General features: G+C 32.8%; 28 protein-coding genes and 1 tRNA gene. 11 read left to right on the top strand and 18 right to left on the bottom strand.

Annotation, left to right across the window (positions count from 1 at the left end; all coding sequences use genetic code 11):
• Window positions 1-253: 253 nt before the first annotated feature.
• The 3 genes from ABXT06_RS00930 to ABXT06_RS00940 all read right to left on the bottom strand — a co-directional run bounded on the left by ABXT06_RS00930 (window position 254) and on the right by ABXT06_RS00940 (window position 2,270).
• Window positions 254-391: a hypothetical protein gene (locus ABXT06_RS00930; RefSeq protein WP_354589068.1), complete on the bottom strand. Its 138-nt coding sequence runs from the start codon at window positions 389-391 to the stop codon at window positions 254-256.
• Between the two features lie 68 nt (window positions 392-459).
• Window positions 460-642: a hypothetical protein gene (locus ABXT06_RS00935; protein ID WP_354589069.1), complete on the bottom strand. Its 183-nt coding sequence runs from the start codon at window positions 640-642 to the stop codon at window positions 460-462.
• A 71-nt stretch (window positions 643-713) separates the two neighbouring features.
• Window positions 714-2,270 (bottom strand): vitamin K epoxide reductase family protein, encoded by a 1,557-nt coding sequence (locus ABXT06_RS00940; RefSeq protein ID WP_354589070.1) that lies wholly within the window; start codon window positions 2,268-2,270, stop codon window positions 714-716.
• Between the two features lie 581 nt (window positions 2,271-2,851).
• Here ABXT06_RS00940 and ABXT06_RS00945 point away from each other — a divergent pair.
• From ABXT06_RS00945 to ABXT06_RS00960, 4 genes are all read left to right on the top strand, one after another.
• On the top strand, window positions 2,852-2,998 hold the full coding sequence (locus tag ABXT06_RS00945; RefSeq protein WP_354589071.1) for a hypothetical protein: 147 nt from the start codon (window positions 2,852-2,854) through the stop codon (window positions 2,996-2,998).
• Window positions 2,999-3,054: 56 nt separating this feature from the next.
• Complete coding sequence (locus ABXT06_RS00950) at window positions 3,055-3,204, top strand: rSAM-modified peptide (RefSeq protein ID WP_354589072.1); 150 nt, start codon at window positions 3,055-3,057, stop codon at window positions 3,202-3,204.
• Window positions 3,205-3,316: 112 nt separating this feature from the next.
• Window positions 3,317-3,466, top strand: coding sequence for an rSAM-modified peptide (locus ABXT06_RS00955; RefSeq protein ID WP_354589072.1), 150 nt, complete (start codon window positions 3,317-3,319; stop codon window positions 3,464-3,466).
• 54 nt (window positions 3,467-3,520) lie between these two features.
• Entirely contained in the window at window positions 3,521-3,670 is a 150-nt protein-coding gene (locus tag ABXT06_RS00960; protein ID WP_354589073.1) for an rSAM-modified peptide, read from the top strand.
• 10 nt (window positions 3,671-3,680) lie between these two features.
• Here ABXT06_RS00960 and ABXT06_RS00965 read toward each other — a convergent pair whose 3' ends face one another.
• Window positions 3,681-5,462, bottom strand: a complete 1,782-nt coding sequence (locus tag ABXT06_RS00965; RefSeq protein ID WP_354589074.1) for a helix-turn-helix domain-containing protein — start codon at window positions 5,460-5,462, stop codon at window positions 3,681-3,683.
• Window positions 5,463-5,629: 167 nt separating this feature from the next.
• Here ABXT06_RS00965 and ABXT06_RS00970 point away from each other — a divergent pair, with 167 nt between their 5' ends.
• The 6 genes from ABXT06_RS00970 to ABXT06_RS00995 all read left to right on the top strand — a co-directional run bounded on the left by ABXT06_RS00970 (window position 5,630) and on the right by ABXT06_RS00995 (window position 11,031).
• Entirely contained in the window at window positions 5,630-6,808 is a 1,179-nt protein-coding gene (locus ABXT06_RS00970) for an acyl-CoA dehydrogenase family protein (RefSeq protein WP_308853569.1), read from the top strand.
• A gap of 91 nt (window positions 6,809-6,899) precedes the next feature.
• A complete protein-coding gene (locus ABXT06_RS00975; protein ID WP_354589075.1) occupies window positions 6,900-7,682 on the top strand; it encodes a DUF3050 domain-containing protein in 783 nt (260 codons plus the stop codon).
• 65 nt (window positions 7,683-7,747) lie between these two features.
• Window positions 7,748-8,512, top strand: coding sequence for an SGNH/GDSL hydrolase family protein (locus ABXT06_RS00980; RefSeq protein WP_354589076.1), 765 nt, complete (start codon window positions 7,748-7,750; stop codon window positions 8,510-8,512).
• Between the two features lie 82 nt (window positions 8,513-8,594).
• Window positions 8,595-9,416: a helix-turn-helix domain-containing protein gene (locus ABXT06_RS00985; RefSeq protein ID WP_354589077.1), complete on the top strand. Its 822-nt coding sequence runs from the start codon at window positions 8,595-8,597 to the stop codon at window positions 9,414-9,416.
• Between the two features lie 69 nt (window positions 9,417-9,485).
• Window positions 9,486-10,451 carry a nitrilase family protein gene (locus tag ABXT06_RS00990; protein WP_354589078.1) on the top strand — a complete coding sequence of 322 codons (966 nt, stop codon included), beginning with the start codon at window positions 9,486-9,488 and terminating at the stop codon, window positions 10,449-10,451.
• Window positions 10,452-10,524: 73 nt separating this feature from the next.
• Window positions 10,525-11,031 carry a GNAT family N-acetyltransferase gene (locus tag ABXT06_RS00995; RefSeq protein WP_354589079.1) on the top strand — a complete coding sequence of 169 codons (507 nt, stop codon included), beginning with the start codon at window positions 10,525-10,527 and terminating at the stop codon, window positions 11,029-11,031.
• Here the strand turns inward: ABXT06_RS00995 and ABXT06_RS01000 are convergent.
• The 10 genes from ABXT06_RS01000 to ABXT06_RS01045 form a co-directional block, all read right to left on the bottom strand.
• Complete coding sequence (locus tag ABXT06_RS01000; RefSeq protein WP_354589080.1) at window positions 11,021-12,052, bottom strand: hypothetical protein; 1,032 nt, start codon at window positions 12,050-12,052, stop codon at window positions 11,021-11,023. The genes ABXT06_RS00995 and ABXT06_RS01000 overlap by 11 nt on opposite strands.
• Window positions 12,030-13,658 carry an NAD(P)/FAD-dependent oxidoreductase gene (locus tag ABXT06_RS01005; RefSeq protein ID WP_354589081.1) on the bottom strand — a complete coding sequence of 543 codons (1,629 nt, stop codon included), beginning with the start codon at window positions 13,656-13,658 and terminating at the stop codon, window positions 12,030-12,032. The genes ABXT06_RS01000 and ABXT06_RS01005 overlap by 23 nt, the downstream gene beginning before the upstream one ends.
• Window positions 13,633-15,153: a polyamine aminopropyltransferase gene (locus ABXT06_RS01010; RefSeq protein WP_354589082.1), complete on the bottom strand. Its 1,521-nt coding sequence runs from the start codon at window positions 15,151-15,153 to the stop codon at window positions 13,633-13,635. Before ABXT06_RS01010 ends, ABXT06_RS01005 begins: the two co-directional genes overlap by 26 nt.
• Window positions 15,146-15,361 (bottom strand): DUF350 domain-containing protein, encoded by a 216-nt coding sequence (locus ABXT06_RS01015; RefSeq protein ID WP_201999025.1) that lies wholly within the window; start codon window positions 15,359-15,361, stop codon window positions 15,146-15,148. The genes ABXT06_RS01010 and ABXT06_RS01015 overlap by 8 nt, the downstream gene beginning before the upstream one ends.
• A 12-nt stretch (window positions 15,362-15,373) precedes the next feature.
• Window positions 15,374-15,559, bottom strand: a complete 186-nt coding sequence (locus tag ABXT06_RS01020) for a hypothetical protein (RefSeq protein WP_354589083.1) — start codon at window positions 15,557-15,559, stop codon at window positions 15,374-15,376.
• Window positions 15,560-15,566: 7 nt separating this feature from the next.
• A complete protein-coding gene (locus tag ABXT06_RS01025) occupies window positions 15,567-16,796 on the bottom strand; it encodes a DUF4178 domain-containing protein (protein WP_354589084.1) in 1,230 nt (409 codons plus the stop codon).
• A gap of 3 nt (window positions 16,797-16,799) precedes the next feature.
• Window positions 16,800-17,162, bottom strand: a complete 363-nt coding sequence (locus ABXT06_RS01030) for an S-adenosylmethionine decarboxylase family protein (RefSeq protein ID WP_354589085.1) — start codon at window positions 17,160-17,162, stop codon at window positions 16,800-16,802.
• 320 nt (window positions 17,163-17,482) lie between these two features.
• Window positions 17,483-18,055, bottom strand: coding sequence for a transposase (locus ABXT06_RS01035; RefSeq protein ID WP_354589086.1), 573 nt, complete (start codon window positions 18,053-18,055; stop codon window positions 17,483-17,485).
• Between the two features lie 221 nt (window positions 18,056-18,276).
• Window positions 18,277-18,363, bottom strand: a tRNA-Ser gene (locus ABXT06_RS01040).
• Window positions 18,364-18,411: 48 nt separating this feature from the next.
• On the bottom strand, window positions 18,412-19,293 hold the full coding sequence (locus tag ABXT06_RS01045; protein ID WP_354589087.1) for a LysR substrate-binding domain-containing protein: 882 nt from the start codon (window positions 19,291-19,293) through the stop codon (window positions 18,412-18,414).
• Between the two features lie 90 nt (window positions 19,294-19,383).
• Here ABXT06_RS01045 and ABXT06_RS01050 point away from each other — a divergent pair, with 90 nt between their 5' ends.
• Window positions 19,384-20,625: an MFS transporter gene (locus ABXT06_RS01050; RefSeq protein WP_354589088.1), complete on the top strand. Its 1,242-nt coding sequence runs from the start codon at window positions 19,384-19,386 to the stop codon at window positions 20,623-20,625.
• A 291-nt stretch (window positions 20,626-20,916) separates the two neighbouring features.
• Here the strand turns inward: ABXT06_RS01050 and ABXT06_RS01055 are convergent, their stop codons facing one another.
• The 4 genes from ABXT06_RS01055 to ABXT06_RS01070 form a co-directional block, all read right to left on the bottom strand.
• Entirely contained in the window at window positions 20,917-21,945 is a 1,029-nt protein-coding gene (locus ABXT06_RS01055) for an asparaginase (RefSeq protein ID WP_354589089.1), read from the bottom strand.
• Window positions 21,935-23,071 carry a 1-acyl-sn-glycerol-3-phosphate acyltransferase gene (locus ABXT06_RS01060; RefSeq protein WP_354589090.1) on the bottom strand — a complete coding sequence of 379 codons (1,137 nt, stop codon included), beginning with the start codon at window positions 23,069-23,071 and terminating at the stop codon, window positions 21,935-21,937. Before ABXT06_RS01060 ends, ABXT06_RS01055 begins: the two co-directional genes overlap by 11 nt.
• Window positions 23,072-23,134: 63 nt before the next feature.
• A complete protein-coding gene (locus ABXT06_RS01065) occupies window positions 23,135-23,914 on the bottom strand; it encodes a TatD family hydrolase (RefSeq protein WP_354589091.1) in 780 nt (259 codons plus the stop codon).
• Between the two features lie 515 nt (window positions 23,915-24,429).
• Window positions 24,430-25,524 carry a tetratricopeptide repeat protein gene (locus ABXT06_RS01070; protein ID WP_354589092.1) on the bottom strand — a complete coding sequence of 365 codons (1,095 nt, stop codon included), beginning with the start codon at window positions 25,522-25,524 and terminating at the stop codon, window positions 24,430-24,432.
• Window positions 25,525-25,571 lie beyond the last annotated feature (47 nt).

Genomic DNA, 25,571 nt, shown 5'->3' on the forward strand with positions numbered 1-25,571 from the left:
ACAACAAAGACGACTTGTTTCACAAATACCCGATGATGTATTTAGAGGACAAGTTTCGCCTGGCGGTATTAAAAAGCACCCTGCTTCTAAAGCATGAATCCAGCATTCGGGAATTCCTCCTTTCATGGTTTTCTGCTCAAATTTGTTAATGTATTGAGCACCTTCAAGCTTTAAAATCTTCTTTATCATAATTAATACCTTTTTTTAAATAGTAACAGAGTTTTTTTCTCCGTTATCTATTTAATTATAAAAATTAACAAGCATTATATTTTTCCACAACAGCAACATCATGACAATTGAGTTCTTGTAAATACTCATTTCCCAAAATGTTTTTCTGCTCTTTTTTTGTCAGCTTTCTTGTTTCTTTGCTTTTTAAAATTTTTTCTAACATAACTGGTTATTTACGTTTTTTGGTTTAGGCCTCAAATCTTCAATAACTTGATACCTTAAAAATTTTCTTTAGCAGCTTCCAACATAACTATTTGGTATACAGTTCCAGTGCGATGGTACGGTTCCAAATTCGGTACATCTTTTAGCCTTAAATCCATCTTCACAAATAGGAGCATGATCTCCATTTATTGTTTTCAGTTCATTCGCAGTCAACTCTACTGCACCTTTCAATTTCAAAATGTTCTTTAACATAACTGCAGGTTTTTTTAATCGGGGGTTGGGTTATTCTCTTCTATTTTTAACAGTCGAAGCTTCTGTATTTTTTAAGCTATTTTCTCCAAAATTTGAACTTCGTCTACGTAATCGTTTAAGAAATACTTCAATTCATTCAATTCATATTCATTTGGAAATAGCCTTTCGTTGACAATTTTAATGGGTGTATAATTAAAATTGTTCATAGAGCACCAATCATATTGTTTCTGAATTTCCTGATTTATCATCATGCTTACAGAATCAACATTCCATTTTTTAAGCCACTTCTTGTGCGGCATTCTTTTAATATACCAATCCGAAATTGCTTCAACTGTTTTTCCAGGTGTAGTTCTGTTAATAGTTAAAAGTCTTTCTACAACTGCTTTATAAGGATTGTCATTATTTTCTGGATTAATATTAAAAAGAACATTCAAAAATATTTTGTCTGGAAACTTCAATACTAAATCAAAAGCTTCTTGAAAAGTTTTATAACAATGTCCGCAGCTTGGGCTAAGAATTACAGAGAGTCTAACTCCTGCATTTTTATTACCGAATGTCAAGCCTCTTAGATCTTCAAATCCTTTATTATACTTTACTTTTTTAGATAAGAAATTCAATAATGAGTAATTTCTTTTAAATTTTTTAAGCTCTTTTAGAGAGTTTTCATTATCAAGCATTTTTCTTATCATTACTTTAACTGTCGCCCAGATTGGTATTAATAGCAATAAAGAAAATACATAAGGGAAAATTTCATTAAAACTGAAACTTAGCGTAAAAAGATCTGACGAAAACCAAACAATACTCTGAACTAATATTAAAAATGATATTGCAAGACACATTATGCACCATTTTTGAATTTCAAATTTTTGAATCCAGATCGAACAAACTATTACAGGAATAGCTAGTAGGCTCAAGAAACCAATAAAAATTGCTGAACTTAAAGGCTGAACTAGTATTGCAATTGTACTTGAACTAAAGAAAAGCAATGGTAAATCTGAAAAACTTAACCATCTATTTGCAATGTCGTCATTGAAACTTATTACCGAATGGCAAGAAGAATTAGAACTTAAATTACAAAATTTAGAAATTACTGTGTTTTTAACTCCCCATCTTTCCTGAACAATAAATATACTTACTATTAAACCAAGAACCGATGTTACCAAAAATGAAGTACTAAACCAATCAAAACGATTGTAGTAAAAAGACAATCCAGCTACAAGTGCAAGAGGCAGAAAATATTTCAACCAATTATATTCGATTTTTAAATTTTCTCTTGCTACTACATTGTTTGGCTCAATGGCAACAATTACACCGTTCCAATCTAAAAGAAATTTATCATAAGATAATTTTTGATTGCCTTTTTTTGTCGTGGTGATTTTAACACCGCTTTTAATCTTTTCAACTAATATTAATTCATCTTTAAAATATGCCAAAAAATTAGAAGGCAAATCTTCAATCTGCTCTTTCGAAACCCTTACAGCTGCATTCTCCACAGAAAGCAAATCAAACGAGTCTGTAATGGCAAACAAACTCGGATAATTTGGATGAGACAAAAACAGATCCTTGAACTCATTTTTGATGTCTGAGTATCGATTAATTTGCAGAAATTTTTGGACCAGTTTTAACATCGCTTTTGATTGTTTTTAAATCATAATTACACTGCAAAGATTGGGGTTTTTATTGATAAAAATCGCATATACACATACATTTTATTAATTATACCACATACAATTTATAAATTATACCAAGTATAGTGCAAGACACAACTAATTATAAAACAACGCATTACAACATATTTTTCTTTTCAAAAAGCTCACAAAGGCCATTTTCGATTAACGGTTTCGCTTTTTCTCTAGTTTTGGATAAGTAATAATTCAAACATTGAAAAACATGAAAATAAGGACAAGAAAATCATATGATTTTGAAGAAAAAAAATCATAAAAAAGAGGTCTAGAAAACGGCTTCAAATCGTCAAAAAAACCTCAAATCGGAAGTAAAAAAACTCCCTTAAAAGCAAAAAGCAAAACAATAATTTAGAAGTTTTTCCTACAAGTTAAGCTCGATTTTTTTACTGCTTTTGGCTAATAAAACTCAAAAAAACTTATAGCATAAACCAATTTTAGCGCTTTTTTGTGGCATTTAACAATGTTGCAAAAAGCAAATTTTGACAGATTAATATTGCAAAAATATAAACTAAAAATTCAAAGGCATGAAAAAGAAAACATTCACATTAGCAGATTTCGAACTAGAAAAAATTAATAAAGAAACTCAAAAAATTATCCGAGGTGGAGGCAACGATTCTACTAATCCGCCTACAAGCTATCCTATAAAAACTAATGGTGGCGGAAACGGTTGATTCAAATGAAATAAACACTAAAAAATCCAAATAAAACAATCCAAAAAAAGAAAGATATGAAAACTAAAATATTGACATTCAAAGATTTCGAGTTAGAAAAAATAGACAAAAAAACTCAAAAAATTATTCGAGGAGGCGATAACGATTCTATTGACCCACCTGTTGTAAGCTATCCTATTAAAACTAATGGTGGAGGAAACGGTTGATTCTAATTAAATATACACTAAAAAATCCAAATAAAACAATCCAAATAAAACAATCCAAATAAAACAATCCAAATAAAACAATCCAAATAAAACAATCCAAAAAAAGAAAGATATGAAAACTAAAATACTGACATTCAAAGATTTCGAGTTAGAAAAAATAGACAAAAAAACTCAAAAAATTATTCGAGGAGGCGATAACGATTCTATTGATCCGCCTGTTGTAAGCTATCCTATTAAAACTAATGGAGGTGGAAACGGCTGATTCTTATTAAATAAACACTAAAAAATCCAAATAAAACAATCCAAAAAGAAAGATATGAAAACTAAAATATTGACATTCAAAGATTTCGAGTTAGAAAAAATAGACAAAAAAACTCAAAGAATTATTCGAGGAGGCGATAACGATTCTATTGACCCGCCTGTTGTAAGCTATCCTATTAAAACTAATGGAGGAGGAAACGGTTAATAATTCAGCTTTAAATATTGTTCGCAAATTGAGCTGGAGATACTCCAGTTCTTTTGCGAAACGATTTTGCAAATGAAACTGCATTTTTAAAACCAACGCTTTCTGCAATTGCCTGAGTCGAATATTTACGATATAAATGATTTGTAATCATTTGATTAATAACATAATTAATCTTTAATTCATTCGAATATTCTCCAAAAGATTTTCCGAATCTTTTGTTGACAACATAGGACAAATAGGTTGTATTGGTTTTAATTTTTTTAGCAACATACGAAAGTGTAAAATCTGCATTTAAGTATTCTAGTTTTTCTTCTAGTGCCAATAATTTTTCTACAATTTTATTTTCTTTCGCTTCATCGATACTAAGATTTGCGTTTTCCTTTTTAAGCTGAGCATCTTCCAATTCTGGAAAGTCTTCCAAAACTATAGTTTTTTCTAATGCTGCTTTTTCGAGGTCAGCTTTTTCAATTTCTTTTTTCTCAAGATTAGCTTTAAATTCTTCAATTAAAGCGTTCATTTTTTTCTGAGCTTTATTTTTATCTCGAATATTTTTAATTAAGAAAAATACAATACCAACTACCAAAATAACATAGAAGACTTTTAGAGCTTTATTCCATAAAACTTCATATTTATACTTCTCTTGAATGCTCAACATCTCATCACTTAGATTTGCAGTACCCAATTTATAATTAACTTCTAAAGCTTCTTCCCGCAGTTGCCCCTCATATTTTTCATAAGCATCTAAATAAATTTTAGAATGCTTAAAGGCCAATTCAGGCTCGTTTTGAATATTATAAATTTTCGCCTGAACATAATTGGACTGAAAATAGCTGATATCTATTTTCTTCTCCTTAAGATAAAGCGAATCAACTTTTTTCAGGAATATCAGAGCTTTATCGTATTTCTTTTGAGCATAATAAAGATCTCCCAAATTATAATTTGCAGTCTTATAATAGTCTTCGTCATTATTTTGTTTCGCATACATTGCAATATCAAAATAAGATCTCTCGGCATTTTTAAAATCTTTTTTCAACAAATAGATATTTCCTAGACTTAAAGTAGCCGTCATTTTGTTATCCATATAGTTTTGAGAATAGGTTATCGCCCTTTTGTAAAAGTATTCGGCCGAATCAAGTAAAACTGCTTTACTTCGATTCTTCATATAATAACCTTCGTAGACATTCCCTAGATTCGTATAAATGTTACTTTTACTATTCTGAAATTGGTCTTTCTCATAAAGATTTTCGTTCTTGTCCAAAAAGTCACTGTTTTGTCTAAGATTTTTAACGGCGAGTTCATAATTACCCACAGCTTCATTAACCAAGGCGATGTTACTTTTAAACTTTACAATCTGAATAACATCATTAGTTTTGATAGAGAGTTTAATTCCTTCCTGATAATTAGTAAGAGCATTACTAAAGTTTCGTCTCTTCCATTCTATCAACCCTCTATAATTATATAGGTAAGCTCTAAGATTTATTTTTTGAACAGATTCTGGGAGTTTATTATAATAAGCTAATGCCTTGCTAAACCATTCATCACTCTTAGCTCTATTATTTTTTAATTGATAAAGATATGATCCTGCACCATAAGCAAATGCTATGTGTTCATTATTGCTAGATTTTTTTAACTCAGACGCATATTCAAGACCTTGATCAAAGTTACCATTCATGCTGAAACGAATTTTATCTTGTAATTCTAAGTACTTTTGTTCCGTGAGTTCCTCTTTGATTTGAGCAGTCCCACTAGAAAATATTAATAATAAAAAGAAAAAAGAGATGATCAGCCTCATTTAAGTTTGTTTTTGGTATTCAAAAATAGTCTATAAATTATCAATAAACTACAATTAATTTGCCAAATTCCTATTAATATTATTTTTCCACTAAAAAAATATAACAATTTAACATGTATTTGTTATATTTTTATTGTGTAAATTTGCTTTGCTAAAAATTAAAAAACATGAAACCAGACCTATTTCAATCCCCAGATTATTTTAACCTAGACGATTTATTATCAGACGAACATAAATTGGTTCGCGAATCTGCTCGTGCTTGGGTTAAAAAAGAAGTTTCTCCTATTATAGAAGAATATGCTCAAAAAGCTGAATTTCCTAAACAAATTATTAAAGGTCTGGGAGAAATTGGCGGTTTCGGCCCTTATATTCCGGTAGAATATGGCGGAGCAGGATTAGACCAAATCTCTTATGGCCTAATTATGCAAGAAATTGAAAGAGGTGATTCTGGCGTAAGATCTACCTCATCTGTTCAATCATCGTTAGTAATGTATCCGATTTGGAAATATGGAAACGAAGAACAAAGAATGAAATATCTGCCAAAGCTTGCTACGGGAGAATACATCGGATGTTTTGGTTTAACAGAACCAGACCATGGTTCTGATCCGGGAAGTATGATTACCAATTTTAAAGATATGGGTGATCATTATCTTTTAAACGGTGCCAAAATGTGGATTTCTAATGCTCCGTTTGCTGATATTGCTATTGTTTGGGCTAAAAATGAAGAAGGCCGAATTCATGGTTTAATTGTAGAACGCGGTATGGAAGGTTTTACAACTCCAGAAACTCATAACAAATGGTCACTACGTGCTTCTGCAACGGGAGAATTAATTTTTGATAATGTAAAAGTACCAAAAGAAAACCTTTTGCCAAATAAATCTGGTCTTGGTGCTCCGCTTGGCTGTTTAGATTCTGCTCGTTACGGAATTGCGTGGGGAGCAATCGGAGCTGCAATGGATTGTTACGATACGGCTTTAAGATATTCAAAAGAAAGAATTCAGTTTGGAAAACCAATTGGAGGAACACAGTTACAGCAGAAAAAACTGGCTGAAATGATTACCGAAATTACAAAAGCACAATTATTAACTTGGCGCTTAGGTGTTTTAAGAAATGAAGGCAGAGCAACAACCGCACAGATTTCTATGGCGAAACGCAATAATGTAAACATGGCAATTAATATAGCCAGAGAAGCAAGACAAATGCTCGGAGGTATGGGAATTACTGGCGAATACTCTATCATGCGTCACATGATGAACCTTGAAAGTGTTATTACTTACGAAGGTACTCACGACATACATTTGCTTATAACAGGAATGGATGTGACTGGAATTCCAGCATTTAAATAATCTGCGATTATTAAAATATACATAAAATCAATGCGAAAAGCTTCTTCTTGACGGAGAAGCTTTTTATCTTTGCATCAAAATTATTTCAAAAATGAATATCGAAACGATAAACAAAAGCATACAACCTCAAAAAGATCAACTTTTAAACCATTCTTTATACAATAAGATTCAAAATATAGACGACTTACACAGCTTTTTAGAAACTCACGTTTTTGCTGTTTGGGATTTTATGTCATTATTAAAAGCTTTACAAGCTAAACTTACTTGTACAACCACACCTTGGTTTGCTACAAAAAATCCGGAAACTAGATATTTAATTAATGAAATTGTTCTTGCAGAAGAAACAGATTTAAGTATTGACGGAAGAAGACAAAGCCACTACGAAATGTATCTAGAGGCTATGGAAGCTTGTGGAGCAGATACTACTGGAGTTTTAAAATTTTTATCAGAAGTAACTTCTCTTCATAACATTTTTGTGGCCATTAAACAAAGTTCGCTTCATCCAAATGTAAAAGCCTTTTTAGATTTTACTTTTAGAGTTATCGAAGAAGGAAAACCACACGAGATTGCAGCTGCGTTTACTTTTGGAAGAGAGGATTTGATTCCGAGTATGTTTACTGAAATCTTGAAAAACTTCCAGAAGAACCTTCCAGAAAGCGATTTAGCAAAATTGTTATACTATTTTGAAAGACATATAGAACTAGATGCCGATGAGCACGGTCCTATGGCAATGACAATGATTACAGAATTGTGTGAAAACGATGCGCAAAAATGGAAAGAAGTTGAAGAAGTTTCTATTCTTGCCTTAGAAAAACGCATCGCACTGTGGAATGCCATTGAAGAAGATATTTTGATGAAAACTGAAATGGTTTAATCCAAAAACACCTATTTAACGTAACTATTTGTTTAAGATGTTCACAAACCTAATTTGTCAAAATTATGAAACCGCATTTCAAACAAATAGTTATTGTTATACTCAGCATATTTTTATTAAGTTGCAGCACTGAACAATCAGATTCTGAGAACATTTCGGCTCCTCCGGCAACAACTCCGCCCACTGAAGAAGTTCCTACAACTCCGATTTCAAAATCCGTAAATTATCTTGCTTTAGGCGACAGTTACACCATTGGCCAAAGCGTCTGTGAAACCTGCCGTTATCCGGAACAGCTCAAAACTAAATTACAGACAATTTATCCCGAAACTGCTTTTTCATTAAAAGTCATTGCGACAACAGGATGGACCACTGCAAATTTAATTTCAGCAATCAATTCTCAAAATCCAGAATCAAATTATGATTTGGTAACACTTTTAATTGGCGTCAACAATCAATACCAACATTTAGATTTTTCAGTTTACGAAAAAGAATTTCCAGAATTACTCAACAAGGCAATTGCATTGGCCAAAGGCAACAACAAAAAAGTGATTGTGCTTTCGATTCCAGATTATGCCTATACTCCATTTGCTGCAAACTATACCGATTCAAACCGAATGAAGATTTCGAACGAGATAAATCAGTATAACAGTTTTGCTGAAAACTGTTGCATCTCCAAAAATGTTGCGTTTATTTCAATTACCGACATTACCAGACAAGGCCTTAACAATCCTAACTTAGTTGCTTCAGACGACCTGCATCCTTCTGAAACTGCTTATAAAATGTTTGTCGAAAGAATGATGCCTCAGGTTAAAACTGCTTTACAGAAATAAATTAGTTTTACAAATTGCATTTAGTAAAATATTTTCAAACAAAATAAAGATAACTTTGTATGTTGCTATAAATTAATTTGTCATGCAGGCTTCTGTTCCAAAAGATTTATTACCGTATATCAAGCATTATCTTTTTTTAGATGATCCAGAAACTGCGCTGCAAAAATTCCGCTTATTTTCAGATGGCAATACGGGTCTTGTTTTCTCTATAAAAAACAAACTTATTGCTGAAATAAATAAATACGAAGTAAAGAATTATCTGCCCACTTCATTTGTATACGGGCAGTTGAGCAGCTACAAAGATCTTTATTCTGAAAATGAAATTATGCTGATCATTGTCGTTTTTCAGCCCAACGGAATAAATCAATTATTAGGACTTCCTGCCAATGAATTTCACGATTCTATAATTCCTGTTGAAGATATATTTGGCAAAAAAACCTCAACCCTTCAAGAGCAATTGTCTGAGCAAAATAATACAACACGCATTGAGCATTTAAATCGTTTTTTTAGATCCATCATAGCAAAACCGAGCTCAAACCAACTGCTGATAAATAGTTCTCTAAATTTTATTGTTAACAATAAAGGACATTTCTCAATAAAACAATTGGTTGAATATACTGGTTACACTGAAAGGCATCTTGAAAGAAAATTCAAAGAATGCGTTGGGTTAAATCCGAAGAAATTTGGCAATGTGATAAGATTGCATCATTTTCTAAAATTATTAAAAGACAAAACCGAAGATATAAATCTGACATCAATTTCTTATGATGCCGGATTTTCAGATCAATCCCATTTAATAAAAGAATTTAGAAAACATACTGGAATTACTCCAACCGAATACATAAGCAACAGCGGAAAACTAACCAATAATCTTATAAAAACATTTCCGACGACAACATTCTAAAATGTCGGTTTTATACAATCTATAAAATACTGATGCCGCTATTTTTGATTAAAATTAATAGCACATTAAATGAAAAATCTTAAAATAGCCACAGCTCAGTTTGAAAACAAAAGTGGCGATAAAAAATATAACCTATCTGTAATTGAAAATCTTTCTCGAAAAGCATCAATCGAAGGCTGCGATGTGATTTCGTTTCATGAGTGCTCTATAACGGGATACACATTTGCAAGAAATTTATCAAAAGAACAAATGCTTGACTTGGCAGAATTAATTCCGAGTGGAGAAAGCATTTTAAAACTGATTGAAATTGCTAAAAAGAATAACATAGTAATATTAGCCGGACTCTTCGAAAAAGACGAAAACAACAATCTCTTTAAAGCTTATGTTTGTGTAGATAAAAACGGTTTACTGGCGAAGTACCGAAAATTACACCCGTTCATAAATCCATATTTAACCGCAGGTGACCGTTATTGCATTTTTGAAATTGAGGGTTGGAAATGCGGTATTCTAATTTGTTATGACAATAATATTATAGAAAATGTTCGTGCCACAAAACTTCTAGGTGCCGACATTATTTTTATGCCACACGTAACTATGTGCACGCCATCTACCCGACCTGGCGCTGGTTTTGTGGCACCGCAGCTTTGGGAAATGCGCGAAACCGACCCAACTTCTTTACGATTAGAATTTGACGGAATGAAAGGCCGTGATTGGTTAATGAAATGGCTTCCAGCAAGAGCTTACGACAATGCTATTTATGCGATATTTTCGAACCCAATTGGCATGGACGACGATCAGTTAAAAAACGGCTGTTCTATGATTATTGATCCTTTTGGAGATATTTTATCAGAATGTCGCACTTTTGAAGATTCTTTTGCAACAGCTGTACTTACGCCAGAAAAATGCATTCAGGCTGGAGGACATCGTTATATAAAAGCTAGAAGACCAGAATTGTACAGAGACATTATTAGTCAAAATCACGAATCAGAACAAAATGTAGTCTGGCTAAAATCTGATAAAAAAAACATAAATTAAGCATTTCGCCTGTCTAAAGCTATTGAAAGATCTATCTTTGAAGATTCATTAATCTACAGAATAAAGCCAAATAATGGAATTCCTTAAAACTACAACTCAGGATATCAATGCTGTCTTTGATATTTACAATGAAGCTACATCTTATCAAAAAACAGTAAATAATAAAAGTTGGAGAGGTTTTGAAAGAACATTAATCGAAAAAGAAATTGCCGAAAATCGTCATTATATAATCAAAGAAGGAAACGAAGTTGCTTGTACATTTGTACTCACTTTTAATGATTTAATTATTTGGAAAGAAGCCAGTAAAGATCCTGCAGTTTATCTTCATCGCATTGCCACAAATCCAAAATTCAGAGGACAATCTTATGTCAAAAAAATTATAGAATGGACTAAAGAATATGCCAAACAAAACGGTAAAGAATATATTAGGCTTGACACACATAGTGGCAATGAAAGAATAAATAAGTACTACACGAGTTGTGGTTTCACTTATAGAGGAATCAGTACTATTGAATGGACAAACGAATTACCAGAACATTATAAAGAAGGTTCTTTTAGTTTGTTTGAAATTAAACTCTAGATCCTTTTTTGGTTTTCCAAATAAAACCATCCAATAAATAATGTGTAAACTGTGGTACAGTAAGCAAAGGAACCAATAAAATCTGCCAACTCGAAAAATCAAAATTTGTGATGCTAATATTCTCATTCCAAACAAAAAGTTCCCAAAGGAATTCTTCCGAAAAGGCAATCAAAAGCAAAATTACAATGTAAATTAAAAGACCTTTATATTGTTTTAGGAAAGACAATCGCCCCAATTCAGCTTCCGATTTTCCGTCAATTTCTTTAAAATAAACTAAAGCCATATATGGGATTCCATGCGATACGACATTCAATAAAGTAAAAATCAAATCGTCATTAAAATAGATAATTCCGAAATACCACGACAAAGCCGTTCCCAAAATAATGCTGTTTTTCGGAATATTAAAAAACCGATTCTGAATTGATTTTATCGCGGTGTAAACTACATACAAAACTAAAATCCCAATGTAAATCCAAAACAGAATTTCTAGAATTCTTTGGTTTTCAAACCTTAAAAACTCATTTTCTACAAACCAGTTGAACTTTCGCTTAGACGAAAAAAACCAATACAGCATTGGATATCCTGTTGAAGCATAAATGGTAAGATTATCAATCCAAACCGAAATTTTGGTTTTCGTTTCCTTTCTGGCGTACAATCTCATGAAACCGTATTGCTGTCTTATAAAATGAAAAACAGCTACATAAGCCAGAAACGACCAAAAAACTAAACTTCCAAAAGAGAAAAGCACAATTCCCGTTACAAAACAAATAAGCGGCAACAGAATCAATCTTCTTTTTTGTTTCTGGAATTCATCGGCTACAAAATAGGTTTTGAATAAAGTCGCATAAACGTGCGCTACGTCTATAAAAACAATCAGAAAAAGCCAAGTATAAAAAGAATAATGCTCTTCAATCTGAGCAATATAATCCTGAAAAATAAAGATGGTCGCCAATACAAAAAATGACGGACCAATTATAAAAGCCAAATCGGTTTTAGGTTTATGAATCCAAGGTTGTTCCATCTACAATTTCATTTACAACATTAATTCCCTGATGAAAAGCTTCTTCAAAAATCGAAATTCCTGATAAATCACTATGAGCGAAATAAATCTTCTTTTCAATATTCTGTTTAGCCTGCTTCTTTGATTCTCCGAAAATAAATCCCGGCGCAGGCGAAATCATTCCGTGACCCAATAAAAACACTTCTATATCTTCTGTATATTCTTCAATATCCGGATGCGCTACTTTTAAATCGTTCAGAACAAACTGTTTCCAGTATTCTTTATCTTTTTTATAAAGCTCTTTTCTGGTTTTCTTCAAATCAGCCGAAGAAAAACTATAATAGTACGTAATGACTTTTTTATCCTGAACCTGATTCACAGTCTGATGCTGATCATACACATATCCCAAACCTTTTGCATCATAAATTACGTTATCCCACGAAAGCGGAAAACTAAAATTATCTGTTAAATCATTAACTACTAAAGTCGCCAAAAGCCAAGGCGTATAATGAAAATCTTTCGTAAACGCTTTTCTGCCTTCTATCAAATACTGATTGACAAACTGCGGAGAACTCATAATCACTTTATCGGCAATAATCTCAACCGATATTTTATTGACATCATCAAAAGCTTTTGCAATCACTTTATTGTTTTCTACTTTGACATCAAAAACCAAATGATTTTTGAGCGTTTTGTCTCTTGTATATTTTTTCAGATGATTGGCTAAACGCGAATTTCCTTCGGCCCACGTTAAAACGCTGTCGTGCTTTTCGGACGTACAATCTTGTTTTCTTCCTGCAAAATAATGAATTCCCGCCCAAGCCGAAACGTATTCAATTCCCAATCCAAAATCGTCTTTACAGCAATAATCGATATAATTAAACAAAGGTTCAGACGTAAAATGATTGTCTTTAAACCATTGTTTCATGGTAATTTTATCCAAAGCTCTAGTCCTTTCGTCTTTAGAAGAAAGAGAAAGCGGAATATCAAACAAATACTTTTGATCTTCGCCTTTGGCAGTTCTAAAAGTATCCATTTTTTTGAAGAATTTATCAAATTCCAAATCATCAGAAACTAAATTTCCTTCTTTTGGAACTACGCCTTCCTGCCAATTGTTTTTGTAAAACAAACGCTCGTCTGGTGCGAAAGTCAATTGTAATTCATCAAAAACAGGAAATCCTTTTTCATCATAACCTTGAATTATCTTTTCTTCTTCCAGAAAATGAAGCAGTTCTTTATCTTGAAAATTCGGTAAAGGCAAATAATGCGCTCCCAAAGGATATTTGGAATACTTATTTTCTCCGTTGGAAGAATTTCCACCCAAATGATTCTCCAATTCTACGACTAAAAAATCTGAAATTCCTTTTTTATGGAATTGTCTAGCGGCGCTTAAACCTGAAATTCCTCCGCCAACAATCAAATAAGGGATCTCAATCTGTTTAGTTGGTTTAGGAAAATCTTTAATCCATAAACGATGCCCAAGCAAATGTTTTGTTCCCGATAAACGAATCATCAGTACCGCAATTTTATCCGAACAAAACTGCAGAAACGGAACCGCAATTAAAGCCGCTCCAACTACTTTTATAAAACTCCTTCTGGATTTATTGCAGTTTTCCCCACTCTTCATCAAAATAGCGTACTAAAATCTGGTTGTCTAAACGATTGATTTCAATTTGATTCGAAATCATATCATTCGTAAAATAATTAAATCGGTCGAATTGATAATTGTAAAATCTCAATCCGTCAGCTTTTCGGTTTACGGTATTAAAAGTAGTTCCGAAACCATTAATCGCGATAGTATACCCCCATTCTCCAAAAGACGGAACATACGCATGATATGCATCAACCTGCGGAAAAACCTGCATCACCGTTTTATTGATACACCAAAAAGATTTTGGAGCAAAATAAGGTGAAGTGGTTTGTATTACCACTGCCGCATCGGGTTTTAAAATGGTTTTTATGGTTTGATAAAAATTAAGCGAATACAATTTCCCCAAACTATAATTGGATGGATCCGGGAAATCGATTATCGCAACATCATATTTTTCTTTGTTGTTTTTTGCCCAAATATAAGCGTCGGTATTGATTACGGTAACTTTAGGATCATTCAACGAGTTCTGATTGAAATTCGTCAACACCGAATTGGTTTTGAACAGCTTTGTCATTCCTTCGTCCAAATCTACCAAAGTTACTTTCTTTACGTCTTTGTATTTCAGGATTTCACGCACTGCAAGTCCATCTCCACCGCCTAAAACCAAAACATTTTCGACACTTTTTGCCATCGACATCGCGGGATGAACTAAAGCCTCGTGATAACGATATTCATCAGCAGAACTAAATTGTAGGTTATTGTTCAAATAAAGCCTGTAATCGCTCTTATTATGCGTTAAAACGATACGCTGATACGGTGTTGAGTTCGTATAAATGATATTTTCTCCGTACAACTTCCCTTCTGAAAACGCGAGAATATCATTTGAAAAAATAAAAACAGCTAATAATACAAGAAAAGAGAAAACTGCTTTTGCTCTTAATAGAGACGGTTTCTTTAATTCTCTTTTCAATAAAAAGCACAATGCAATAGCAATACTAACATTAATCATTCCGAAGAAAAGAGAAGTTCCCATGATGCCTAATTTTGGCACTAGAACCAACGGAAATAGAATAGAAGCCAAAAGCGCTCCGATATAATCAAAAGTAAAAACATTCGAAACCAGATCTTTAAACTCGACTCTGTCTTTTAAAATATTCATTAAAAGCGGAATCTCCAATCCGACCAAAAATCCGGTTACGAAAACAAATAAATATAAAATGAATTGAAAAGAACCGACATTTTCAAAAAGCAGAAACAAAACTACTGAGCTCAAACCACCGATAAGTCCGACCAGAATTTCGATTTCTACAAAAGTGTTCAGCAGATTCTTATTGAAAAACTTCGAAAAAAAAGAGCCTATACCCATAGAAAACAGGTATACGCCGATAATAAATGAAAACTGTTTTACCGAATCGCCTAATAAATAACTCGCCAACGTTCCTGCAACCAACTCATAAATAAGTCCGCAGGTGGCAATTATAAATACGGCAAAGAGTAAAAGAAACTCAAACCTAAGAAACTTTTTACCCATGAATTGCAGCACTAATAATCATCGAGATTCCGATGATAAATGCTGCCAAAACAATGGCAACAGCAATATTATTTTTTTCTACAACTTCTTTCCAAGTATTCTCTGGAGTCAATTTTTCGATAATATAATAACCGATTAGCAAAATAACTATTCCTAAAAAAGAATAAAGAATTGAGTTTACTATTGGCTGTGCGTGAAATAATTCCATATTTGATAGTTTTTATTTGTGGTAAAAATGATTGTATGATGAACGGCTTCCGCTCGATGTTGATTTATAATTTTCTGTCGATTCGCAATCGCAGATTCTATTTCCTGCAATAGTAAAATAAAGATAAACCCCAAAACAAGCCAATCCAATAAGTAAGGATGTAATATTGTTGCGTATAAAATCGAAAATTCTTTCCATAATTTGTTTAATCTTGGTAGCGAGAATAAGAACTGTCAGCCCATCTATCTCTTTCAAAACTCAATTTAAAAAATCGTATTATAAAATAAATGGCAATCATACCGATAATAACCAGCCAAACATTTCTGCTAGAAGATTGGTTCCAGATCACATTTACACGCATTTCAGTATTAGTAGCATCTTCTGGAGCTTTCATTGGCGTTATTAAAAGATGATATTTACCCGCTTTTACACCACAAATATTAAACTTCTCAGATTGGCTTCCTTCTATCCAAGACTCTCCATCGGTATAACCATGATAGTATTCTAAGTCTTTATTAGCATAAATTTCATCACCGTTATCTTCGTTTATCAAGGCAATATTAAGATTTACCCACGAATTATCAACATCTGAAGAGACCCTGATTGTCATTGGAGCCGATCCGCCTTTTAAAACAAAAGCTTCACTTGTAATTTCTTTATTATCGAATTCACTAAATTTTATTGATTTTGAAAAAACATTCTGTTCCGGCTGATCTTTGTAAATAAGCCAATTCGAAATAATAATCAGCAATGCAATAACACAAAAAATAATAGCTGTATTTCTGAGATCAAAACGAGACGGCTGAATAATATTTGTTCCTGATTGATAAGGCAGATAAACTTTCTTAAACGCTTTTCTTATCTCGCTTTTTTTTATGTATTCGCCATAAAATGCCGTATCCACCTTATGTATTGATTCAATAGAAATCATATAAGGTGGTCTTATATACTCAACAACATAAATTATGGTATTCTGTGGCAATTCGAAATCAAAAAAACCTTCAGCGTTAATGATTTGAGTATTCGAATAATCATAAATATCATAATCCAGACCATCATGTTCTAAAATCAAAGGATGAGATTTAACATTAAAAGTCTCTTCCATTTCAGTTAATACAATCCAATGGCCTTGTGAAAGCGAAAGATAAAGAAACTCGTTCTTATCATTTTGAAGTATAAATTCAGTCCATTTATAACTTTGAACACTTTTGAACAAAATTCCAGTAACCTTATAATTGCTCCCTTTTAGAAATCCAACATCACCAATTGCTAAAGGAGCATCATTCTCTACTGATTTATATTTGTTTTTTCTTCTAAACTTTCCTTCGTTATCACGAGCGTATAAACTGTGACATTTCGGACAAACAAAATTGATAACTTCAAAACCAACCTCTAACTCGGTTTCTGTATTACAATCGTAACAAGGAATCTTCATATCTTATCGGTTAATTTCAAAATCTTTAATAATTTCTGCTTCAAAATAGGCAACATAATCCGCCATTACAGCGCGTACTTTTTCCGAATTATCCTGAAGATAATTACACAAATAAACGTCTAATGTAAGCTGATTGTATTCTGGCCAAGTGTGTATACAAATATGAGATTCTTTCAGGCAGTACGAAATTGTAAAACTTTCGTTCTCGAAATCATGCACTACAACGCCAACTTTCTCAAGATCATATTTTTCTAAAATAGAATTGGTAACTGCAACAAACCCTTTACTGTTGGTAAGCTTAGAAATTTCGTCGACATGTAAGGTAACCAGTTTATGCAATCCTGGCGAATAAGGAGGTAAATCCATCAAGTTATTTATATTACACAGGAGCCAAATATATAATATTTCTAGAATAAAATAATGTGAGAAACCGTATTTTGAAAATAACTTTTTAGGACTATGTTTTTGTGATTTTTTCTTTTTTTTAGATTTTTTGCAAGATCTAATGAATCAATATTTTTTGATTTATAAATCATTAAACTCTCTTTTGCTTTAAATCATTATCCTTAAAACTGATTTATTTTTAATTGAATAATCTCTCTAAAAAATAGACACGCGATTAATCTTTCTAAAAAATGGAGACGCGATTAATCGCGTCTCTACCGTTATTCGGGATTGTTTTTGTTTTATTTTCCATAAAATTTGTCTTTATCCCAATTCAACGGATTGTTCTCTATATAATTTTGTATGGTTTCAAAAGATTTTTCATTTCTAATGATATGATCATGAAAACGCGGTTGCCAACCAAAATCTGCATGTATTTTTTTCATCTCAAAAGAACATCTTCCTTTATACCATCTTATAATTCTCGAAATATTATCGTGCAGCATGGGGTTTTTATTCCCAGCAAAACCACCTGTTTTATATATTGTTTCGGGTAGAGACACGATTAATCGCGTCTCTACGGGTTCGGAAACCGATGCGTTTTTATCGATAATTAAAATCCCATGAACGTGATTTGGCATAATCACAAAATTACCCAATTCGACATACGGAAAATGTTCTGGAATATCTAACCAATATTTTTCTGCCAATATTCCTAATTCCGATGCTTCCAATTTAGAATCAATAATATCTCCAAAATAAAATTCTCTATTGTTAGTACAAATAGTTATAAAATAAGCACCATTTGCACCATAATCCCAATTTTGCAATCGCGAAGATGGAATTCGATATTTATTTTTAAATTTTTGAGACATTGTTCAACAGATTTTTCGAAAGGTGTTCGTAATATATAATCCTGAAATTAATTGCCGCTGATTTTCCCATGCAAATATTGTAAAATCAAATTGCCCAAAATTTTTATTCAATAAGTTTTTTGGGCGTTGATATTGTAGTCTATAATTTGGTAATAGAGACAATAAATAAAAAACCTCGAAATATAGATTTCGAGGTTTGGTATTATTTAATTAAAATTTTGCAGAAAGGAAGGGATTCGAACCCTCGATACAGTTACCCATATACTAGCTTTCCAGGCTAGCTCCTTAAACCACTCGGACACCTTTCTATTTTGGTCTGCAAATAACACAAAAAAAATTGAGTTTAAAAAGTAAAATTAAGATTCGTTTATACTTTTTCGAAATTCTTCCATAAACAGCTTCACTGCTTTTTTCTGATAGCTGCCAATAGTCAGCATAAACGAATCTCGTTTGGTCACGACTCCTGTAATCTGAATGGCTTTTAGACTATGCTCCCAGCCTTTCAGGGCTTTTTCGGCTACAATGGTTGCCCAATCGCTGTTTTCTACCATTTGCAATAGCGCATGAATTGAATTTAACTCTATCGAAATCTTCGGGTTCATGTTGTGTTTTGCAAACAGCAATTCAACATATTCTCTTGAATTGGAACCTTTTCCCGGAAGAATCAACGGTACTTCATCTAATTTCTTAAACGGTATTTTTTCTAATTCAGCTAAAGAATTCGATTTTGAAACCGCCATAACCATGTTTGAAGTAAACAAAGGCACTTTCTGGATTGGTGGACCAATTTCGTGTGATGAAATAACCAGAACCAAATCCAATTCATTATTAATCAGTTTTTGTTCTAATGCTTCTGTTGTACCGTATTCTACAACTATTCTTAAATTCAGATATCTTTTGGCAAAGGCGTTTACAACGGGCAGAATCAATAATCCGAAGATATAGGTTACGCCAATTCGGAGTTGGCCGCCAATCATTTCGTTTAAATCTTCAATTGCCTGTTTTCCGTTTTCAACATTTTCAACCACTTTTTTGGCATGAATTAGAAAAACAGCTCCAGCTTCTGTCAATTGCACTTTCTTGCCAATTCTCTTAAACAATGGCATTCCGAGTTCTTCTTCGAGTTTTTTAATCTGCTGCGAAAGCCCCGATTGCGTTACAAAACACAATTCTGCTGCTTTGGTAAAGTGCAAAACCTCAGCTGTTTTAATAAAATATTGCAATTGATAGATTTCCATATTGATAAGTTTTACTACTTATTATGAGTAAAATTATTAATTTTTCTAATGAAATCATAATCCCGACCTTTGTATCAAATAATAAAGATCATGTTTAAAGCCTTAAAATCAAGAAATTTCAAGTTGTTCTTTTACGGACAATCTGTTTCAGTTATCGGAACTTGGATGCAGAAAACCGCTGTAAGCTGGATGGTTTACAGTATTACAGGATCGGTATTTTTATTGGGTTTGGCAACTTTCTTAAGCATGATTCCGTCTTTGTTTCTTGCACCTCTTGCGGGAAGTATTATTGGACGTTACGACAGACATAAAACCATTTTGTTTTTACAATCTCTTGCTATGCTTCAGGCGGGAACTTTAGCTTTACTGATTTATCTCAAAATTTATAATATCAATTTTATTCTGGCTTTGAGTCTTATTCAAGGAATTATCAATGCTTTTGACATGACGTGCCGTCAAACCATGATGATTGATATTGTCGACAATAAAGAAGATCTTCCCAACGCGGTTGCACTTAACTCAACTATGAACAACTTTGCCAGAATCGCGGGTCCTGCGCTTGCGGGAATTATTCTGCACCAATATGGAGAAGATATTTGTTTTATCGGAAACTTTGTGAGTTATGTTCCTGTACTTATTTCATTAATGATGATGAAAATTACACCGCATATTAAAGCCGAAAATAAACTTAAAATGCTGGACGATCTTATAGAAGGTCTAGATTATGTAAAAAAAGAAACCGAAATGGCAAGAATGCTCTTAATGTTAACCTGCAGCAGTTTATTTGTAATTTCTTTTAACACTTTGATGCCTGTTTTTGCGAAAGACATTTTTAGCGGAAACGCCGAAACTTTCAGTTGGTTTGAAAGCGCTGCCGGAATTGGCTCTGTTTTATCTGCCGTTTATTTAGCCAATTTAAAATCGGCTGAGAATATGGGAAAACTAATGATTGCCGCAAGCTTATTGTTAGGATTTAGCATAATTATTCTAGCCATTTCAAGCAGTATTACGATTGCATTAATCTGTATGACGCTAAGCGGAATCGGAATGATGGGCCAAACTTCTTCTATCAATATTTATATTCAGACGCACAGTATTGTTAGTATGCGTTCTAGAAGCATCAGTTATTATATGATGGCTTATCAAGGAATGATTCCTGTGGGAAGTTTAATTATTGGGTATGTTTCTCACTTTATAGGTGTAAGAGCCACTGTTGCGCTTCAAGGAGTTATCTGTATTCTTTCTGTGATAGTGTACTTGTATTACAAGAAACACAAAGCAGAAGATGAATTGGAGACTTGTCCAGTTACTTATAAAAATTCTAAGTTTTAAATCAAAAGAAAACATTCCGTAGGAATGTCTGGTTGGTAGAATTAGAATGGAATTACGATTATACGTTCCATAGGAACGTTTGATTAACGAGACGGATTTTTTATTGTCGTTAAAAAACATGTGTCCCTACAGGACACAATGCAAAACGATAATTTTTTTCTACCGATGAGATATTCCTATGGAATATACACGCCGCGATAAATTTTCAACTTTGTCAAAGTTTTAAACTTTGACAAAGTTCTTTAACGCAAAGCATTGGAATTTGGGATTTTTAAAATATTGTAATTTAAACTATGATATTTCTCCACGAAGTGCCGTTTCAAAAATATCTTTAAACTCATTTTGTGGAATATTATGTCCTAACAGATACATCAATTTTGTAATTGCGGCTTCTGTTGTAATGTCTTTTCCTGAAATAACGCCTAGAGATTTCAAAGCCGTACTGGTTTCGTATTGTCCCATGTTTACGCTTCCGCCAGAACATTGGGTTACGTTTACAATATGCATTCCCGATTTTATGGCTTTTTCTATTAGGTTTAAAAACCAATCTTCGGTTGGGGCATTTCCTGAACCGTATGTTTCTAAAATAATTCCCCTTAAACCTTTAGTTGCAAGAATTGAAGCCAAAACAATTTCGCTCATTCCTGGGAACATTTTTATGATGGCAACGTGATTGTCTAAATTTTTATGAACGATCAGATTGGCATCTTTATTTACAGGAAGAAATAAATGTCTGTTTAATTTTAAATGAACACCAGATTCTACCAATTCAGGATAATTTGGCGCTGTAAAAGCTCTAAAATGCTCTGCGTTTACTTTTGAAGTTCTGTTTCCACGATATAATTTGTATTCAAAATACAAACAAACTTCGTTAATAACAGGCTTTCCGTCTTCTAAAAGTGAAGCAATCTGAATTGCTGTAATGAGGTTTTCTTTGGCATCAGTACGCAAATCTCCAATTGGCAATTGCGAACCTGTAAACACCACTGGTTTTGCTAAATTCTCCAGCATAAAACTCAATGCCGAAGCGGAATACGACATAGTATCTGATCCGTGAAGGACAACAAATCCGTCGTAAGCGCTATAATTTTCCTCGATAATGGTGGCAATCTTTGTCCACATTTCGGGATTCATATTTGAAGAATCTATTGGATGTTCAAATGAAATCGATTCGATTTCACAATCCAATTGTTTGATTTCCGGAATCTTCTGAATTAATTTACCAAAATTGAAGGCTTTCAGCGCTCCAGTTTCAAAATCTTTGCTCATACCGATGGTTCCTCCGGTATAGACCAATAATATTTTTGCTTTAGATGACATCTTGGTATTTTAATTTGTTGACAACAGGATTAGCATACATCGCTAAAAATCCTTGTCTTGTCACAGGATTATCACTTCCGATTCTCATTTCTAAACGACGCTCAAAAAGCTGTTTTTCGCTCTCTTTGTATTTGTGAGCGAATTTATCTGTTTCGTTTAAAATATCGTAAGCAATAAAATTTGTCGGCCATAATTGATAGTTTTTCAAGATAACATCATCAATAGTTTGTGCCAGAGCTTGAACTTGTTTGTTTACATTATCATTCTCAGCCACAATCTGATCGATTTCTGTATCCAAAACATCGCCAACAGAAATATGTATTCTTTTTTTAGTTCCCATGACGCCACTTATAATGGTCATGAAATCTTCATTTTTGTCTTTTACGTAAACTTCGTTATTTGCTTCCGCCATTAATTGTGGCATTTTCAAAACATCAGTCGGATCGTATTCATAAGAAATAGAAACCGGAACAATTTTTAATTTCTTAAAATAATTCATCAAATCTTCTTCATCAGAAGCCATTCCGATCATTTTTAAAACTCCTGGATTGGTTTCGTCGTTTCCGTCTTTTGTTCTTCCTTCTCTTTGAGCAATCCAAACCGAACGGTTTTCGCGAAGCAGTAATTGTCCCATGTATTCAGACAATAATTTTGAACTTTGCAGCATTTCACGAGGCGTTAATCCTCTTAAAACCAAAAAATTTCGATTTAATTTCGCCAAAGTTGCCAAGAAAGCTTTCTTCACTAAATTGTCTCCAATTGCCGAAGCAGTCATGACCAAACCATGTTCGAATAAACAAACGTTTAATAAGGTTGTATCTAGAAGAATATCTCTATGGTTTGAGATAAACAGATAAGAAGTATTAGGTTCCAGTTTTTCAAAACCTGAAGTTGTAAGGCCTTCAGAGCTTTTTTCTAAAACTTTCTGGATTGTATTGTAAATAAAGTTGCATTGAAAATCACGAATAGAATGTGTTTTCTTTAATTGTTCCTTCCAAACCTCATCTTCTACATCCGGAAATGTAAAGTTCATCATGGTTTTCATCATCGGATGATTGACAACACCATGAAGTGCTTCATTTATTTCGGAATCATAGAACGGTCGAATGGCATCAAATCTCTGCATTATTTATTTGGGTTTAAGTGGGCAAAAGAACAAAAAAAAAATTAAAGTTTTGTAAGGCTTAAGTTAAATACCAAAAACGTCTTTTGAATTTTGCGTTGTAATTGCTGCAATTTCTTCGGCAGAAACACTATAAACTTCGCTTAATTTGGCAATAACATTGACCAAATAACTGCTTTCGTTTCTTTTTCCTCTGTACGGAATCGGCGCTAAATACGGCGAGTCGGTCTCCAAAACGATGTGTTTTAAATCGATTTGATTTAAAAACTGATCAATTTTTCCGTTCTTAAACGTAACTACACCTCCAATTCCCAATTTCATATTGTAAGAAATTGCACGCTCTGCTTGTTCTAAAGTTCCGGAAAAACAATGAAAAATCCCAAATAAATCTTCAGACTTTTCTTCTTCTAGTACTTCAAAAATCTCATCAAATGCTTCTCTACAGTGAATTACGATTGGCAATTTGTACTGTTTTGCCAGTTGAATTTGTCTTTTAAAAGCAATTTGCTGTTCTTTTAAATGCGTTTTATCCCAATATAAATCGATTCCGATTTCGCCAACTGCGTAGAATTTTCTTTTTGATAATTCTGTTTCCACATGCGCCAATTCGTCCAGATAATTATCTTTCACATAAGTGGGATGCAAACCCATCATTAGGAATATATTTTCAGGATAATTTTTCTCCAAATCATACATAGACTGAGTTGCCGCAGCATCGATTGCGGGAATAAAAAAACGTGTAATTCCGGCATCAATAGCGCGTTGAATCATTGCGTCACGATCCTGATCAAATTCTTCAGAATACAAATGGGTATGGGTATCGGTAATAAAGGGTGTTGAATTCAAGTCTATAATTTTAAAGGGACAAAATTACGACAATATTAAAAGAATAGCAATTTCGTGAATTGGACACACATAAAACGGATTTTCTGTATTTGATTAAAAAGAAAAACCTTTGTCAAAGTTTTAAACTGTAACAAAGGCTTGAATAATAATAACCAATTTTTTATCATTCTGAGGAACGAAGGATCTCACAAGAAGCTTCGAAAAGAAAAACCCCCATTTTTTCTTTCGATCAGCTAGTGCGATCCCTCGTTCTTCAGTACGATAAACCAAGATTATTTTGCTGTTTCTATATATAGCAAAGCGCGTTCCAAAACTTCATCTTTGCCTTGTCGAATATCTAAAATTGTTGGTTTTACTTCAATATCGGGTACAATTCCTACACGTTGGGTTTTTCGTATATGGAAAAACTAAAAAAAAACAAATTCTTTCAAAAAGAAAATCGAATTTAGAACTAAAATTCCAAATTCGATTGAGGTTTCCCGTAAAGGGATAAAATTTTTCTTAATAATTACATTTTATTCCAATTCTTCTGAAAGCTGTTCTACTTGATCATAATCTTCGTAATCCTGAGAAATGGTCTGCAAAATGGCCTTACAGTCGTCATATTTGCCTTGTTTTAGTTTAGACAAAGCTAGATTCCATTTTGCTTTTTCTTTATAAACAGAATTTTCTGCTTCTAATTCTTTGAAAATATTTTCTGCTTTCACGTATTTGCCAACCTGCAATAATGAAACTGCGTAGAAATATTTAATCTCGTCCGAATTGTTTTCTTTCAAAATCATTTCAAAAATCGGAATCGCGGTTTCATATCTTTTTCCGTTGAAATTATTCTCTGCTTGCTTTAAAATTGCTTCAGACACGCCTCTTTCTGTAAAATAAGCACTTTCGGGATGATTATAATCTTCAAAATTTGGATAATGCTTATAATCAAAGAAAAACAATCCGAACATAATAATTACAGATGCCGCTGCCGCAAAATACCACGGTTTAAGCGAAGCTGTTTTGTGCTGTTTCTTATTGAAGTATCTATCTGAAATTTTAGTGAGGTTTTCTACAAAAGCGAGGCGATCTGGTTCTGTTGCGAATTGATTTTCCTTTTGGAAATAAACTTCCTTAAAGTTTTCAAATTCAGAACGAAGAACTTCATCACCTGATAACCGTTTTTCTAGACTATTTTTTTCATCAATATCTAATTCATCTTTAAGATAATTATCGAAAATTCTATATTTCTTTTGCTTTTGATCAAATGCTTCGATTTGCTCAACTAGTCCATGGGCAGATTCATTTCTGGAAACAACATTTTCATAAATTGTAACTTTTTTATGCGTAGAATTTTGCAATTCTCTAAGCCAATGTCTTTTGCATAATGAAAAAAAGCAAGCATCAAAGGGACAGTCCAATTGCAGTTGATTTGCTTTTGCTTGATCGAAAAGCAAAATCATAATTTCCTGAATTACATCTTGAGCATCTTCTTTGTCTCCAGAATTATTAGTGATAAACTGAACCACTTTGGGGGCAAATTTTTTATAAATCATTTTAATAACTACAGAATTATTGGTAGCAATTCCGTCAATATATTTCTGATCGGGATGAATTTTATTTAAAACCATAAAAAAACATTTTATAGCTAATTTAAAAAAAGAATCTCAAAAACTAC

Source organism: Flavobacterium sp. UW10123 (genome assembly GCF_040538975.1).
Lineage (GTDB): Bacteria > Bacteroidota > Bacteroidia > Flavobacteriales > Flavobacteriaceae > Flavobacterium.

Bases quoted from the DNA above. Each gene is read 5' to 3' on its own strand.
- ABXT06_RS00930 (WP_354589068.1), bottom strand. From the start codon at position 391: ATGTTAGAAAAAATTTTAAAAAGCAAAGAAACAAGAAAGCTGACAAAA.
- ABXT06_RS00935 (WP_354589069.1), bottom strand. From the start codon at position 642: ATGTTAAAGAACATTTTGAAATTGAAAGGTGCAGTAGAGTTGACTGCG.
- ABXT06_RS00940 (WP_354589070.1), bottom strand. From the start codon at position 2,270: ATGTTAAAACTGGTCCAAAAATTTCTGCAAATTAATCGATACTCAGAC.
- ABXT06_RS00945 (WP_354589071.1), top strand. From the start codon at position 2,852: ATGAAAAAGAAAACATTCACATTAGCAGATTTCGAACTAGAAAAAATT.
- ABXT06_RS00950 (WP_354589072.1), top strand. From the start codon at position 3,055: ATGAAAACTAAAATATTGACATTCAAAGATTTCGAGTTAGAAAAAATA.
- ABXT06_RS00955 (WP_354589072.1), top strand. From the start codon at position 3,317: ATGAAAACTAAAATACTGACATTCAAAGATTTCGAGTTAGAAAAAATA.
- ABXT06_RS00960 (WP_354589073.1), top strand. From the start codon at position 3,521: ATGAAAACTAAAATATTGACATTCAAAGATTTCGAGTTAGAAAAAATA.
- ABXT06_RS00965 (WP_354589074.1), bottom strand. From the start codon at position 5,462: ATGAGGCTGATCATCTCTTTTTTCTTTTTATTATTAATATTTTCTAGT.
- ABXT06_RS00970 (WP_308853569.1), top strand. From the start codon at position 5,630: ATGAAACCAGACCTATTTCAATCCCCAGATTATTTTAACCTAGACGAT.
- ABXT06_RS00975 (WP_354589075.1), top strand. From the start codon at position 6,900: ATGAATATCGAAACGATAAACAAAAGCATACAACCTCAAAAAGATCAA.
- ABXT06_RS00980 (WP_354589076.1), top strand. From the start codon at position 7,748: ATGAAACCGCATTTCAAACAAATAGTTATTGTTATACTCAGCATATTT.
- ABXT06_RS00985 (WP_354589077.1), top strand. From the start codon at position 8,595: ATGCAGGCTTCTGTTCCAAAAGATTTATTACCGTATATCAAGCATTAT.
- ABXT06_RS00990 (WP_354589078.1), top strand. From the start codon at position 9,486: ATGAAAAATCTTAAAATAGCCACAGCTCAGTTTGAAAACAAAAGTGGC.
- ABXT06_RS00995 (WP_354589079.1), top strand. From the start codon at position 10,525: ATGGAATTCCTTAAAACTACAACTCAGGATATCAATGCTGTCTTTGAT.
- ABXT06_RS01000 (WP_354589080.1), bottom strand. From the start codon at position 12,052: ATGGAACAACCTTGGATTCATAAACCTAAAACCGATTTGGCTTTTATA.
- ABXT06_RS01005 (WP_354589081.1), bottom strand. From the start codon at position 13,658: ATGAAGAGTGGGGAAAACTGCAATAAATCCAGAAGGAGTTTTATAAAA.
- ABXT06_RS01010 (WP_354589082.1), bottom strand. From the start codon at position 15,153: ATGGGTAAAAAGTTTCTTAGGTTTGAGTTTCTTTTACTCTTTGCCGTA.
- ABXT06_RS01015 (WP_201999025.1), bottom strand. From the start codon at position 15,361: ATGGAATTATTTCACGCACAGCCAATAGTAAACTCAATTCTTTATTCT.
- ABXT06_RS01020 (WP_354589083.1), bottom strand. From the start codon at position 15,559: ATGGAAAGAATTTTCGATTTTATACGCAACAATATTACATCCTTACTT.
- ABXT06_RS01025 (WP_354589084.1), bottom strand. From the start codon at position 16,796: ATGAAGATTCCTTGTTACGATTGTAATACAGAAACCGAGTTAGAGGTT.
- ABXT06_RS01030 (WP_354589085.1), bottom strand. From the start codon at position 17,162: ATGGATTTACCTCCTTATTCGCCAGGATTGCATAAACTGGTTACCTTA.
- ABXT06_RS01035 (WP_354589086.1), bottom strand. From the start codon at position 18,055: ATGTCTCAAAAATTTAAAAATAAATATCGAATTCCATCTTCGCGATTG.
- ABXT06_RS01045 (WP_354589087.1), bottom strand. From the start codon at position 19,293: ATGGAAATCTATCAATTGCAATATTTTATTAAAACAGCTGAGGTTTTG.
- ABXT06_RS01050 (WP_354589088.1), top strand. From the start codon at position 19,384: ATGTTTAAAGCCTTAAAATCAAGAAATTTCAAGTTGTTCTTTTACGGA.
- ABXT06_RS01055 (WP_354589089.1), bottom strand. From the start codon at position 21,945: ATGTCATCTAAAGCAAAAATATTATTGGTCTATACCGGAGGAACCATC.
- ABXT06_RS01060 (WP_354589090.1), bottom strand. From the start codon at position 23,071: ATGCAGAGATTTGATGCCATTCGACCGTTCTATGATTCCGAAATAAAT.
- ABXT06_RS01070 (WP_354589092.1), bottom strand. From the start codon at position 25,524: ATGGTTTTAAATAAAATTCATCCCGATCAGAAATATATTGACGGAATT.